Source organism: Paenibacillus popilliae ATCC 14706, from assembly GCF_000315235.1.
Classification (GTDB): Bacteria; Bacillota; Bacilli; order Paenibacillales; family Paenibacillaceae; genus Paenibacillus_B; species Paenibacillus_B popilliae.
This window is the reverse complement of sequence record NZ_BALG01000088.1, coordinates 1-13,545: the sequence shown is the minus strand read 5'-3', so window position 1 is coordinate 13,545 and position 13,545 is coordinate 1. Positions and strand designations below refer to the sequence as shown.

Sequence of the window (13,545 nt, the reverse complement as noted above, 5' to 3'; positions counted from 1 at the left end):
TCTTATTCTATTTCACATGAAGCTTCCTTGCCTCTTCCATCCAATCTTGCTTGAACTCATCATTACAACCAACGGGAGTATTTTATAAGTCTATTACCAGAATAATATTCGTACTTTGTGCCACTACCTTTTTCGTATCGAACAGGCTTATTACATTGCTCCTCATTATGTGCTTGACACCTATATACAGTTGATCCGGCAAATGCCGATTCGGTGGCAAACCCACCTATTAAAATAGTAGCGCAACTTAAAACAATGAGTTTTCTAAATTTCATCTCAATGCACCTTCCTTTTCCAAATATGTATTGCAATGATTATATTACAATATCTATTGGAAAATGTAAACAACTATTTTCAAATCTTTGGATCCGTTAGCTTATCATGCTACGTGCAACAGGTAAATAAATCGGTGGAAATTTAACGATGTTAACTTTGACATTATGAAATGCAATGGAACGCCATCTTGGCTTATTTGCTTCCTCTATGTTGTCGGTCTCGTTTCCAATTGCACTTCTTGCACAGTACACTTGCAGCAAGATTCCTTACCTGCGCTTACCCATGGAGATGTCGTTTCTCCATGTCGGCAAGGAAATGATTGGGGTGATGGTTACATGCTTCAAGGGGCCGTCCGGAGTCCACCTGGACGGTCACTGACTGTGCAAATGTTCTCGCGCAGGAGGCCATACTTATGATATGGTCAATGAAGAAGCAATGAAGAATATCGAATGGCGCACTACAGAAAGGATGAAAAGCGATGAACGAGTCCTGGATTCGATTACGCACGGCAATGGAGCAGGGGGGCCATGACGTCCTCCTTATTACCGATCCGAAACATGTCTATTACTTGACCGGCTTCGCCTGCGATCCGCATGAGCGCTTCCTCGGCCTCGTCATCCAGCAGGATGCCGAACCGACGCTGATCGTGCCGGCCCTGGATGCGGATAAGGCGGCGTTCGCCTCCTCCGTCAAGAACATCGTTACCCATACCGACACGGATAACCCATACGACGTATTGAAGCCCTGTCTGCCCGCCGGGCTGAACCAGCTGGCCTTCGAGAAGAATCATATTTCCGTCGCCCAGTTCGAGGCGCTGGCCGCAGCGCTGGATGCCAAACGTTATGCCGATGCGGGACCGATTCTGCAGGATCTGCGCGTCATCAAGTCCCCGGAAGAAGTGGAGCGGCTGCTGGAGGCGATCCGGGTGATTGAAGCGGTGCTGACGGAAGGCGTAAGCCGCGTGCGCCCTGGCATCACTGAGTTGGATGTCGTCGCAGAACTGGAATATTTGATGAAGAAAAAGGGCGCGGAACGGCCATCGTTCGACACGATGGTGCTGGCCGGCGAGCGGGCTGCGCTGCCGCATGGCGTTCCCGGTAATCGCATCATTCGCGAGGGCGAGCTCCTCCTGTTCGATCTAGGTGTCTACGTGAACGGATACGCTTCCGACATTACCCGTACCTTCGCCGTCGGCGAAGTGAACGAAGAGAGCCGCCGCATCTATGACACGGTGCTGGCGGCGAATGAAGCGGCCATTGCCGCTGTCAAGCCCGGCGTCACCTGTGGCTCGCTGGATCGCACGGCGCGGCAGGTGATCGAAGCGCGCGGCTATGGCCCTTGCTTCACCCATCGGCTCGGACACGGGCTCGGCCTGGATGTGCACGAGTATCCGTCCGTGCATGGCCGGAACGAGGATATACTGAAGCCGGGCATGGTCTTCACCATCGAGCCGGGCGTCTATGTGCCGAACGTGGCGGGCGTGCGCATTGAAGATGACGTCATCGTCACGGAGGATGGCGTGCGCGTGCTCACATCCTTTCCGAAGGAGCTGCGGGTCATCGGGGGATAGCGGCTTCTTTGGCCAAATCTGGCGACTTTCTTCGACTGCCCGAACGATGCAGAACGATGCAGCCTTCAGTTCAGCCCCTATAGCGCAAACAAGCCCTCCCAAAGCGATGCTTCAGGAGGGCTTGTTCCATTATGATTTATTTCTGCATGCCGAGCGTGAAGATTTCCGCTGCGCCGAGCTCAACGCCGACGCTGCGCTTGTCGCGGCAAGGGAGGTCTTCGCCCTTCACTTCCATGATGCTGCTGCGATAGAAGCCGCTGCCTGCCTGCGGAAGAGCAACGTGCAACGTGTTCGCTTCCGGCGCGAAGTTAACCCAGCGGCCAACCATGTCGCCCGTCTGCTCTGCCATCTTGATCGAGGAGAAAGCGATGCCCTCGCCGTCCCATGCCAGGAACGCATGGTCGGCTGGCAGCTTGCCAGTCTGTACCTCGGCCTGGCGGACAATCCACGGCACCTGGAACGCGTGCGCTTCCTTGTATGCGCCGGAGGTCACGACATCGCCCGCATGGGGAATCATCGCGTATTCTGCGGTGTGCGTGCCTAAGCATTGCGCTTCCGGCGTCGGGAAGACGCCCCAGTCGCCGAGCTCGCCGGAGGAGCGAAGCAAGGTGAGCGCCATCGTGTTGCGGCCATCGCGCAGCACTTCATACTCATGCAGCCCTTTGTTGGCGATGGTCAAGCCGAGCTGGCCGTCGCTTACGCTGACGAACGTATGCTGGTGCTGATCGTTGCTCGGATTCTCCCATTCCGGAGCCGGCTCTGTATGGCGGCGGGCCACCTCGAAGATGGATTCCGCCTGGTGCGTTTCCGCCTGTAGTGCGGTCGGGAACAGCGCACGCAACCGGTGATCCTTCGCTTCGTTATGCATAGTCACCTGCACTTCGACGCGCTTCGCGCCCCGCTCAAGCGTGTAGCGGGTCACAAGCCGGAACGGCACCCTGGCTGTGGAGCGCTGCGCCGTACGTCTTGGGAAGTCTACCAGCTCATTCCTCTCTTCCTGCAGCTTCTCGTCGGCAGAAGCCGGTATCTCCCATTGGTGAACCGCTTCGATGACGGCGCGGTACGGCGCGTCTTCGACGACGCGGATATCGGCCGCCAGTCCTGACGTCGTAAGCGGCATCTCGCCGTTCGGCTTGCGGAACATGTACTCGTTGCCAATGTCGCCGCTGTCCTCGTACACATTCAGCCCGCTGAACGTATGTCCCGTCGCCTTGTCGGTCAGCGTCAAGGAGCCGTCCGCTTCGACGACCGCCTTCAGATGTTCGTTCTCGAGTGTATTTTGCCCGTTCAACAAGCTGGCCGCTTGCGGCGCTTCTCCGACTGCCGCCCAGGCGAAGGTCTGGTATGCGAAGGCCGGCATGCCGCCTGCCTGCAGGCGGATCTTCACGCAGCGCGCCACATAAGGCTGGCGGAACTTATCCTTCGGCAGATCGTAGCCGAACTGGACGGCGGCGTCTTCCCATTCGCAGATGACCGCATTGCCGTCGGCATCGATAACCGTACCCGGCACGATCGGCTCCTGCTTCAGCTCTTGCGCCAGCTTCGTCGGATGCCCTTCGCGGAAGTAGCGGCGCTTCAGCTCCAGCGTCACTTCGACGACGCCGCTGCGCGCATAGCCCGCCGTGTTGAATACGACGAACGGCACGGCCTCCTTGGCGCCAAATGCCGAAGTATCGATCTGCTTCACGAGGCTGTCTACCGTCTCGTGAATGATCATCTCGGTCATATGCTTCGACTTCTCGAAGCGCGTCACCATCTCGCGGTGGACTTCATCGACGCTGCATCCGCAGATACTGTCGTGCGGATGGTTCTGCATCAATGTCTTCCACGCATAGACGAACAGGTGATGCGGATATGGCTTGCCTGCCTGATCGGCGAACGCCGCCAGCGGCTCCGCCACCTTCTCCAGGAGCGTCTGGTTCTCCGCGTTCATCTGCTTGAGATAGACGCGGGAAGACGCGGTATTGACCAGTGTATACCAGCCGTCGGTGCGCTGGCTGCGCAGTTCGCCCTTTACCGTCTGCAAATTATCAGACAAATCTTTTCTCAGCACATCCACATAGTAATGGAAGTTGGAGTGTACGAAGTCCACATCCGGGAACAGCTTCTTCGCCACTTCGATCGCTTTGGATAGATCCGTCTGAATCGGCTGATGGTCGCACCCGTTCATGAACAATAGATGCGGCGTGGAAGCGAATTTCTCCGCATTGTCGATATTTTTCTCCCAATAGGCAAGCGCTTGCGGCTCGTCAACCGGCACTTCCATGCCGTTGCAGTACCAGTTCGCGAACAGAATGCCGATGACCCGTGATCCGTCCGGCGATTCCCAGATCATTTCCGAGAATGGGGACTCGTATGCGGCCTCCTCGGATACTTGGTTGTTGAAGCCGGTCGGCTTCACGCCGCGTCCGAACACGGCGACATCCATGTTAGCCTGCTTGAGCATCTGCGGCGCCTGGCCCATATTGCCGAACGAATCGGGGAAATACCTGATCTTGGAGATGGTGCCGCCGTAGTGGTCGGCATCGCGATGTCCAATCTGCAGGTTGCGCACGTTCGCTTCGCTGCTCGTCAGGAACTCATCCTGCAAAATGTACCATGGACCGATATGAATGCGGCCCTCGTGAATATATTTCTCCAGCTTATCCTTCCTTTCTGGACGGACCTGGAGGTAATCTTCCAGCATAATCGTCTGCCCGTCGAGATGGAAGCTCTTGAAGCCTGGATCGTTGTCGAGCGTGTCCAGCAGTGTGTCCATCAATTCGATCAGCAGCGCATGGTGATACTCGTAGGGCATATACCACTCGCGATCCCAGTGCGTATGAGAGATGATGTGGGCCGTTTTTTTCGTCATGTTCTGTCCCTCTCTTCCTGTCGGATTAGCCTTTCAACCAATATTCACGATAGATTAGCTCAGAGAACAAGCTGTTCGACCAGGCGAACCATTCACGAGTGAATTGGGCCGGATCGTCCACATGGAAGCCTTCATGCATATAACCGGTATCGGCATCCGTCGCCGTCAGAAGCTGAATTATGCCGTTGATCTCTTCCTGCGATCCGGCGGTCAGTCCCTGCATCGACAAGGCGATATGCCAGATGTATCGCTCAGGGGTATGCGGGCTGCCGATGCCCTGAGCGGCCTGGCCAGCATAATAGTAAGGATTGTCCTCGCTTAGGATGAAGCGGCGCGTATTCTGGTAGATCGGATCATCCTCTGTCGTATAGCCGAGATAAGGAATGGCCAGCAAGCTCGGCACATTCGCGTCATCCATCAGATGATAATTGCCGAAGCCGTCGGTTTCATAAGCATAGATTTCTCCGTATTTCGGGTGATGAAAGATGCCGTAATTGCGAATGCCGTCTTCCATCTCTTCACACAGCATGCGGGCCTTGGCCGCGAACGGCGCATCCTCGTACACAACCGTCGCGATCTCCTCCAAATAACGAAGCACGACGACGGCAAACATATTCGCAGGGATCAAGTAACCGAAGGTGCATGCATCGTCGCTTGGCCGGAAGCCCGACCACGTCATGCCCGTGTAGTTGACCGGCATGCCTTGCCCGTTGTTCTTGAGCGTGTCCGTCTTGCGGCATTCCATGCGTGAGAAGCGGTAAGGCGATTGCTCGAAGTGGCGCTGCTCTGTCGTCCACAGGTTCATGATGATATGCGCCACCGTTTTGTACTCGCCATCGAAAAGCGACGTATCGCCCGTCTCCTTCCAGTACAAATAGCTCAATTGGATGGGGTAGCACAGCGAATCGATCTCGTATTTCCGTTCCCAGACCCAGCCGTTCAATTCCGTCTGATCCCGGTGATGAATCTGATCGAGTGGAATTTCTTCTTCATTAAATGCATTGGCGTATGGGTCGATTTGAATATATTTCAATTGCTTGCGCACCAGCCCGGCAAGGATGCGACGAATATCGGCGTCCTCCTTGGCAAGCGGCATATACTGGCGCACTTGGGCACTGGAGTCGCGCAACCACATGGCGGGAATGTCTCCGGTGAAGACATACGACGTGCCGTCTTCATGCAATGTGGTTGTCGTCTGCAGCGTATTCGGGAAACAGTTCAAGAACAGGTGCTGCAATTTCGGGTTGTCCGCGAATCGGGTCTTGGCTTCTTCCATTACGCGAAGCACGGCTTGCGGTAAGCGTTCCATGTCAGCTCTCTCCTTTTTCATCCATCAATTTCAAAGTCGTCTACATTGTGCAAAGTCCAGTCAATCATCGCATCTCTTCCGCAGTTTTACGCGCGAACAGTAGACAGCCAGGTGAAGCCTACGCTCCACCTGACTGCACTGTTGCGGCGATTCATTGCTAGCGGGAACGATGCCGTTATTTATTTTCTGGATGCTTTCCACTCATCCAATTGTTTTTGCATTTCAGCATGAACTTTGTCCAGGCCGGCTGCTTTGAACTTCTCGATTGCTTTCGGCACGTATACTTTCGGATCTACCGAGCCGGTGAACAGGGACGCATAGAACTCCTCTTTCACGTTCGTCAGCGAAGCCATTTCCGTTTTTACGCTGTCTGCATTGAAGTGGAAGCCAAGCAGCGGCGCGTCTTTTGCATTGTCGTTGAATTGAACGAACTGCTCCCACTTATCTTTCGGGTCGTCAGGAAGCTTGTCCAAGATAAAGAAGTTGCCCAGTGTAAAGCTTGGCATATCATACGCTTCCGTTTTTGCCGGCAAGTACTCCACCGTTTCGTCATCAATGCGTTTGTAGTGAACGTCTTCGATACCGTTATTGACCAAGTTGCGCAGGTAGTGGTCGGAGTTCAACAGGTTCAGAAATTGCATCGCTTTGTCAGGATGCGGGCTATTCGCGGAAATCGCGTGCATCGAACCCATGACAGACCAGTTATAGACATACGGTTCTGTATAAGGAACGGATTCAACCGGATAGCCCATAGATTGAGACCACTGGTTATCGGCGAACGGCTGTGTATCCGGCGTATCTACGAGCCATTTTCCGGTTCTCATTTCATCCCCGGCGGAAGCGGTTGCGGCATCCTTCTTCAGGTAGCCTTTATTATAGAAGTCATGCATGGTCTCGAAGCTTTTCATCATATCAGGCTGTTCGAGAATGTTGACGATTTGGAGATCGTTCGTATCGGTCAGCGCGACGCCCAACGGCAAGTTCTCGTTCACCAGGTCATAAGGAATGGCGAACTTGAACTGCTTATCGGCCGATAACGGATACAAGCCTGGCTCGCCTTCTTTGACCTTCGCAAGCAGCGGCTCCAGATCTTCCAGTGTCTTCACGCTGTTGATGTCCAGATTGTACTTGTCAACCAGATCTTTGTTGAAGCGGAAGACCTTTTGGGCAGGCAATTCTTTGTTCACCGGAATTGCATACGTTGTTCCGTCGATTTTAGCGCCTTCGAGGAACGAAGGGTGAACCTGCTCTTTAATGTCTTGGCCATACTGATCTAACAAGTCATCCAACGGGTAAAATGCGCCCTTCTTCGCATTGGCAACGTATTCAAAAGCCCATGAAGAAGTAAATGCGATATCAAACGGTTCCCCGGAGGCGGCAATCACACCCATCTTCTGGTTATAATCGCCCCAGTCGAACAATTTCATTTTTACGGTAACCCCGATTTTTTCCTTCGTGTATTCGCTAACCTTCTCCATGACCTTGTCCAAATCTTTTTGCGGCGCTCCGATGGAATACCAGATCAGCTCAACCGGCTTCTCGCTCGTACCCGCTTCGCTTCCGCCCGCTTCTTCCTTCTTCCCGCAGCCAGCCAATGCCAGCGAAGCGACCAGGACAAGACAGAAGGTCATAAGCAACATTTTTTTGCCTTAGCCATGTTTTTTTCCTCCCCTTTTTGTGACCAAGTTGTTGGATATATTATTCCTGGATCGGCAGCCTGCTTATTTATGCCGTCGCCCTGAAATAATCGAAGGTTGACTTGCTTATTCTTTGACGGCTCCAATCGTCAAGCCTTGAACGAAGTAGCGTTGGAAGAACGGATACGCACATGCGATCGGCAGCGTAGCTAGAACGACGAGCGCCATCCGTGTCGATTCTTGCGGCAGCGTCCGCAACAATTCAAGCGTCTGACCCGACGCATTGAGCTGCGCATTGTTGAGCAAGAATTGCATACTGTTCTCGATCCGCATCAGCATCGATTGCAGCGGAACGAGCGCAGGATTGTCGATATACATCAGCGCGTTGAACCAGTCGTTCCAGAAACCAAGCGTGGCGAACAGCCCAATCGTGGCCATACCCGGCAAGGAGATGGGCAGCACAATCGTAATAAATGCACGTAATTCCCCAGCTCCATCAATTTTAGCCGATTCGATGATCGCATCCGGTACCGTCGTATTATAGAACGTTCTCATAATCAGGACGTAGAACGCATTCATGATAAGCGACAAAATAAGCGCCCAGATCGTGTCCTTCAAATGAAGCACTTGTGTAAGAACCATATAGGTTGGCACTAATCCGCCATTGAACAGCATCGTAAAGAAGGCGATAAAGGAGAAAAATCCCCGATATTGGAAGTTCTTGCGCGAAATCGCGTAAGCGTATAGACAAATCACGGCCAAGCTGATAAGTGTCCCCACAACCGTAATCAAGATCGTGACTCCATAGGAGCGAAGAAGCTGATCGCCGGCCTTAAAAATATATTCATAAGCGGAAAAGCTCCATTTCTCCGGGAAGATAGAATACCCGTTCCGAGCAAGCGACTCCTCTTCTGTCAATGAAATGACCGTGACGAACAAGAAGGGGTAGACGCATATGAAAGCGAACAAACCGGCAATCAGGTTAAATATCAGATTGGTGCCTCTCGATAAATTGTGGAAATCTCGTGTTTTTTTTCTCAATGTTGTCCCCCCCTTAGAACAGCGCGTTGTCCTTGTCCACTTTACGCACAATCCAGTTCGATGTCATCACGAGAATGAACCCAACCAGCGACTGATATAAGCCTGCGGCTGTACTCATTGAGATTTCCCCTGTTGCCTTCAGCCCCCGGTATACGTACGTATCGATGACGTTCGTTACGCTGTACAACGGACCGGAGTCGCGTGGAATCTGATAGAATAACCCGAAATCTGCATAAAAGATTCTGCCGATGGCCAACAACGTCAGAATGATCATCAAAGGCGTAATCGCAGGTATCATAATATGGCGAATCTGCTGCCACTTGTTGGCGCCGTCAATCATCGCAGCCTCATAATAGGTCTTGTCAATCCCGATAATGGCGGCCAAATACACGACGCTGGAATATCCGATGCCCTTCCACAGATTGAGGAATACGAGAATATAAGGCCAATACGTTGTGTCGGAGTACCAGGAGACCGGATCCTTTCCTAACCACGTAAGGAATTGGTTCAACACCCCTTTGTCGACGCTCAGGAAGCTGAACGTGAAATAACCGACGATGACCCACGATAAAAAGTGCGGAAGGAACATCCCCGTCTGGTAAATTTTCGCCAGTCGCTTGTTCACAATCTCGCTCAAGATGATAGCCATGGCCACGGCCCCCACCAGGCCAAGCACGATAAACACCGTGTTGTACAAAATGGTGTTGCGCGTAATGACATAGGCGTCATTGGTACTGAAAAGATATTCGAAATTTTTAAAGCCTACCCATTCGCTTTGTTGCAAGCTGGCAAAGAAGCCGTCTCTGCTAAAACGATAATCCTTGAAAGCGATTACCGTTCCGAACATCGGCAGGTAGGAGAAGAACAAAAACCACAAGGCTCCCGGAAGAACCATGATGAGAAAAATCCAGTTGCGGCTTAAGCTCCGAAAAACGTTCTTGATGGTTGGCATCAGATTCATCCCCCGTTGCTATGTTGTACCTTTATCGTACTATAATTAATGCGCTTACAATAGTCAACAAACTTTAGATTTAGTGTACAAACTAAAGAAAGGGCTTTCACAGTTGCCACCTTTTCAGGTGATACCGTGGAACCCCTCCCTAGCAATGGATTTCATACGATTTCATTTCGGTTTGCATGGTATTCTCTGTATTCTTTTGGAGATACGCCGACGTACTTGCGGAACTGTTTATAGAAATAACTTTTATCCCAATAACCGACATGAGCGGCAATATCGCTCATGTGCTGATTCGTATTGACGAGCATTTCCTTCGCCATTTTGATGCGGGTTTTGTTCAAATAATCGGAGAAGGTCAATTGAACCTCTTTCTGGAACAATTGCCCTAGATATACCGGGTTAATATTATATACTTGGCTCAATGTCTTCAGCGACAGTTCCTCCGCATAGCGGGCATGAATATCGTGAAGCACCTGCTTGATGACAGGACTTCGATGCTCCGGTTCCGCGAGTAGCCCCATCATTCGGTAGCCGACCTGGAATACATGATCCTTCAGCACTTCCAGCGTCTGAATATGATAGATATCGTCGAACCAGTCCCGTTCCTCCTCCACCAAGTAGTGGGCGATACCCTTCACCGCCTGCTTCCAGGCAATAAGCAATTCGACAGCGAAGTTGCGAATATCCCGCGGCGCAACCCCCGGCGTCGCCGACAATTGTTCGAAATCGGCCTCCAGTTGCTTCCGCAGTTGTTCCTTGTCCCGATCATACAGCAGCTTCACGTAAGGCTCCGTCTCTGGCTGCACATCCGCCGGACGGGACGAGCGGTAGTCGGCGATCTCGTCGGCATCGACCCATTCGTCATCTGTGCAGACAAGATGGTAAGGCTGGACCCGCTTCGCGTGCAAATAGCTTGCCGAAGCATGGGCGTAGCCTTCCTGGACGCTCCCCAGCGTAATTTGCAGGGAGGTGCTCAGCGTTCCCTCTGCCTTCCGCTTCCACTCCCGAAGCCGGCCCATGAGCTCTTCTTTCTCTTCGCTCCGGTACAGACCGAATATAATCGCGATCTCCCCGTCCCATTCCGGCACACAAAATCCGCCGTTCGCCTGCTCCAACAGACGTCTTGCGTGACTCACGACCTCTTCCTGCATCTCATATTCCGTCTCCTGATCCATTCTCATCTCGGGGCGGACCAAGACAACCAGATAATAGGGGTGAGTAAAATGGATATTAAGCAGGTCTGCCCGCTGCTGCAATTCTTCCAAGTGGATGGAATCGCGCAGCCAACGGTACAGCACATTGTCCCGCAAAATATCCCGATTGTGCTGCTCCGCCATCCGATGAACCCGGGAATTGTCGATCTTTTGCACCGTCGTCTCCAGCGTGGAGCGGAACTCTTCCCTATTGATCGGCTTCAGCAAGTAGTTCTCGACGCCCAGCTTGATGCCTTCCTTCACATACATGAATTCGTTATAGCCGCTCAATATAATGAATCGGGTTTGGGGATGAGCTTGCTTTACTTTTTCAATGAGCTGGAGGCCGGTCATGCGCGGCATCATAATGTCGGTAATCATCAAATCAACCGGCTCTTCCTGGAGCTTCTTCCATGCCTCCTCCCCATTCTCCGCCGTTCCCGCCACGCTTACCCCGTAATCATTCCATTCGAGAATCGTCTGCAAGCCTTCGATAATAAACGGTTCGTCATCTACTAAAAATACGCTGTACATCGCATCGTATTCCCCCTTTACCTACTTCCCAGCGTCAATGCAAAGGCACGCGAATGGTGACCGTCGTGCCGACAGTGGAAACGCTTTCCACCGTGATCCCGTACCCGTCTCCATACCATATCCGCAGGCGCTCATGGACATTTTTCAGCCCCAAGGAACCGTGCTCCTGCATACTTGGCTGTCTCAGTTCCTGTTGAATCTTCTGCAGCCGCTCGGGATCGATCCCGTTCCCGTTGTCGGCAACCCGAATCACCAAATTCCCTTGATCAGACTCTACTTCGATGGCAATATGGTTGTCCGTCCGGTCCAGTCCTAGCCCGTGCACCAAATAGTTCTCAATCACCGGCTGCACCGAAAGCTTCATGATATTGTACCCGCCTAGCCGCTCATCCATATCAATGGAGTATTGCAATTTGTCCCGGTAACGGATTCGGGTCAGCTCCAAGTAACGGCGGCAATTTTCGATCTCTTCATGTAATGTAATCGTTGTCTTGTCCTTCACCATATGCCGGAACATCGACGCCAGACTATAGATCATATCGCCGACATCGTTCGCGCCCTGCGAGATGGCCCGCATCCGAATGACCTCCAGCGTGTTGTACAGAAAATGCGGCTTGATTTGAGACTGAAGCGCCACCAGCTCGGCATTTTTCTGCTTGAGCTCCGATTTATAGACTTTATTGATATACTGCTACAAATCTTCGCACATTTGGTTGAAGCTGAGCGCGATAAGCCCGAGCTCGTCTTCCCGGTCCACTGGAAGCTTCGTATTGAGAAGGCCCTCCCTTACCTTCTTCATCCCTCTGATGACCGTCTGCGTGCGGCGCGATAGATGGAGAACAGAGAAGCAGGTTGCCGCGACAACCGTTATCATACATAGCAATGTAATCATGCCAATCGTATTTCGAATTCCTGACAGCCGCTCGGCAATCGCTTTCTCGGGAATCGTGTTGACGACAACAAGACCCAATTTATTCGTCTCCGACACCATGACATAGGACTTCTGTCCGTTCAGGTTCACTTGTTCCGACTGATTGCGCGGCATAGACATCAATACACTGTGGTATGGCTCGGCAACCGGAAGCGACGAACGTTCCGTATGGTACACCGTGTCTCCGTTGGCATCCAGCACGAGCCATTGTTCTCCCGACATTTGCTCGCCAATCTGTCGCGATATGCCGGCGGCGTTGAAGTCAATGGTAATCTCTCCGGCCGCCACCAGCGTCTCGGGGTTGGTAATCCGGTTCGTTACGCTCAGAAGAGAGAGCGGCTCGGACGCCTCGTCCGGCTCAGAGGGCGAAGCATCCGCCATTTCCTCGATGGCCCTCGATGATATTTCGTAGTCCGTCTTGGCCGCTGAACGGGAGTTCCCCAGCATCGACGAATACCGCTCGTTCGGAATGGCATAGCGATGATTCTGCCATTGCTGCTGCGCCTGGCTGTTCTCGCTCCAGTCGTAGTAGCCGCGATAAAATCCGCCATTATTGTAGATATAGGTAAAGTTCCTCTTCAGACTCATCAGATTGATATTTTGCAGATCTTGATCCTTGACGAACTGCGTCGAGAAGAAATCGTGCATATTGCGCATATAGAAGCCGTTGCTTGAACTGAAGCTGTCCAGCCGGTAGCGGGTGAACTTCTCCAGCCCTTCATCAAGCAAATAGACCGTATCCTTCACAAGCGTGGTATCCTGGTATACTTGCTGAATGATAGCCTGGGCCGTATCATACTTCTGATCGAGAAAGCGGTTGATCGCATCCACCTTCCGCTGTTGATCGAACAACGCATTGTTGACGTTGGTATTGACGAAGAAAACATACACCGACACGGAAAGCGCAACCAAAGAAGCGACAGCAATGATCGAGTAGATGACAATCAACTTCATGAACAGCTTTTTCTTGAAATGCTTCATATATATCTGTTTGATCGCCTTGAACATCTGAGGCCTCTCCTTTATGCTCGAGTGCGTGATCCGCAGCCCATCATCGGAGAGCTTATTACATGGCTGACTGCGGGTGCTGCCGTGGGAGTCTGTAAAATAGATGGTGTAAACTCCAAAACCTACTAAAATGGAAGTAGAAGAAAGGTTGTGGAGAACACATGGGACTGTGGACGAAAGAGCAATTGCGAGCGTTTATCAAAGAGAATAACCTGGTTACCGCTCAGGATGCAC

Annotated in this window: 10 protein-coding genes; 2 read left to right on the top strand and 8 right to left on the bottom strand. The window is 52.3% G+C overall.

Annotated elements, in window-relative coordinates; all coding sequences use genetic code 11:
• Positions 1 to 754: 754 nt before the first annotated feature.
• Positions 755 to 1,846 carry a M24 family metallopeptidase gene (locus tag PPOP_RS08325; protein ID WP_006285764.1) on the top strand — a complete coding sequence of 364 codons (1,092 nt, stop codon included), beginning with the start codon at positions 755 to 757 and terminating at the stop codon, positions 1,844 to 1,846.
• Between the two features lie 136 nt (positions 1,847 to 1,982).
• Here the strand turns inward: PPOP_RS08325 and PPOP_RS08320 are convergent, their stop codons facing one another.
• From PPOP_RS08320 to PPOP_RS08290, 8 genes are all read right to left on the bottom strand, one after another.
• Positions 1,983 to 4,700 carry an alpha-mannosidase gene (locus tag PPOP_RS08320; RefSeq protein WP_006285763.1) on the bottom strand — a complete coding sequence of 906 codons (2,718 nt, stop codon included), beginning with the start codon at positions 4,698 to 4,700 and terminating at the stop codon, positions 1,983 to 1,985.
• A gap of 25 nt (positions 4,701 to 4,725) precedes the next feature.
• Entirely contained in the window at positions 4,726 to 6,009 is a 1,284-nt protein-coding gene (locus tag PPOP_RS08315) for a glycoside hydrolase family 125 protein (RefSeq protein WP_006285762.1), read from the bottom strand.
• Between the two features lie 179 nt (positions 6,010 to 6,188).
• Positions 6,189 to 7,649: an ABC transporter substrate-binding protein gene (locus PPOP_RS08310; RefSeq protein WP_006285761.1), complete on the bottom strand. Its 1,461-nt coding sequence runs from the start codon at positions 7,647 to 7,649 to the stop codon at positions 6,189 to 6,191.
• A gap of 123 nt (positions 7,650 to 7,772) precedes the next feature.
• Complete coding sequence (locus tag PPOP_RS08305) at positions 7,773 to 8,687, bottom strand: carbohydrate ABC transporter permease (protein ID WP_042227973.1); 915 nt, start codon at positions 8,685 to 8,687, stop codon at positions 7,773 to 7,775.
• A 13-nt stretch (positions 8,688 to 8,700) separates the two neighbouring features.
• Positions 8,701 to 9,639 carry an ABC transporter permease gene (locus PPOP_RS08300; RefSeq protein ID WP_042227972.1) on the bottom strand — a complete coding sequence of 313 codons (939 nt, stop codon included), beginning with the start codon at positions 9,637 to 9,639 and terminating at the stop codon, positions 8,701 to 8,703.
• A 161-nt stretch (positions 9,640 to 9,800) separates the two neighbouring features.
• Entirely contained in the window at positions 9,801 to 11,372 is a 1,572-nt protein-coding gene (locus tag PPOP_RS08295; protein ID WP_006285758.1) for a response regulator transcription factor, read from the bottom strand.
• Between the two features lie 34 nt (positions 11,373 to 11,406).
• A complete protein-coding gene (locus PPOP_RS24030) occupies positions 11,407 to 12,009 on the bottom strand; it encodes a sensor histidine kinase (RefSeq protein ID WP_234399735.1) in 603 nt (200 codons plus the stop codon).
• A 54-nt stretch (positions 12,010 to 12,063) separates the two neighbouring features.
• Positions 12,064 to 13,311 carry a HAMP domain-containing protein gene (locus tag PPOP_RS08290; protein WP_006285755.1) on the bottom strand — a complete coding sequence of 416 codons (1,248 nt, stop codon included), beginning with the start codon at positions 13,309 to 13,311 and terminating at the stop codon, positions 12,064 to 12,066.
• Between the two features lie 161 nt (positions 13,312 to 13,472).
• Here PPOP_RS08290 and PPOP_RS25835 point away from each other — a divergent pair.
• Positions 13,473 to 13,545, top strand: a 73-nt coding sequence (locus PPOP_RS25835) for an oxidoreductase (RefSeq protein WP_148277872.1), incomplete at its 3' end; no start/stop codon positions are given.

Coding starts and splice junctions, on each gene's coding strand:
- PPOP_RS08325 (WP_006285764.1), top strand. CDS start 755: ATGAACGAGTCCTGGATTCGATTACGCACGGCAATGGAGCAGGGGGGC.
- PPOP_RS08320 (WP_006285763.1), bottom strand. CDS start 4,700: ATGACGAAAAAAACGGCCCACATCATCTCTCATACGCACTGGGATCGC.
- PPOP_RS08315 (WP_006285762.1), bottom strand. CDS start 6,009: ATGGAACGCTTACCGCAAGCCGTGCTTCGCGTAATGGAAGAAGCCAAG.
- PPOP_RS08310 (WP_006285761.1), bottom strand. CDS start 7,649: ATGTTGCTTATGACCTTCTGTCTTGTCCTGGTCGCTTCGCTGGCATTG.
- PPOP_RS08300 (WP_042227972.1), bottom strand. CDS start 9,639: ATGCCAACCATCAAGAACGTTTTTCGGAGCTTAAGCCGCAACTGGATT.
- PPOP_RS08295 (WP_006285758.1), bottom strand. CDS start 11,372: ATGTACAGCGTATTTTTAGTAGATGACGAACCGTTTATTATCGAAGGC.
- PPOP_RS08290 (WP_006285755.1), bottom strand. CDS start 13,311: ATGTTCAAGGCGATCAAACAGATATATATGAAGCATTTCAAGAAAAAG.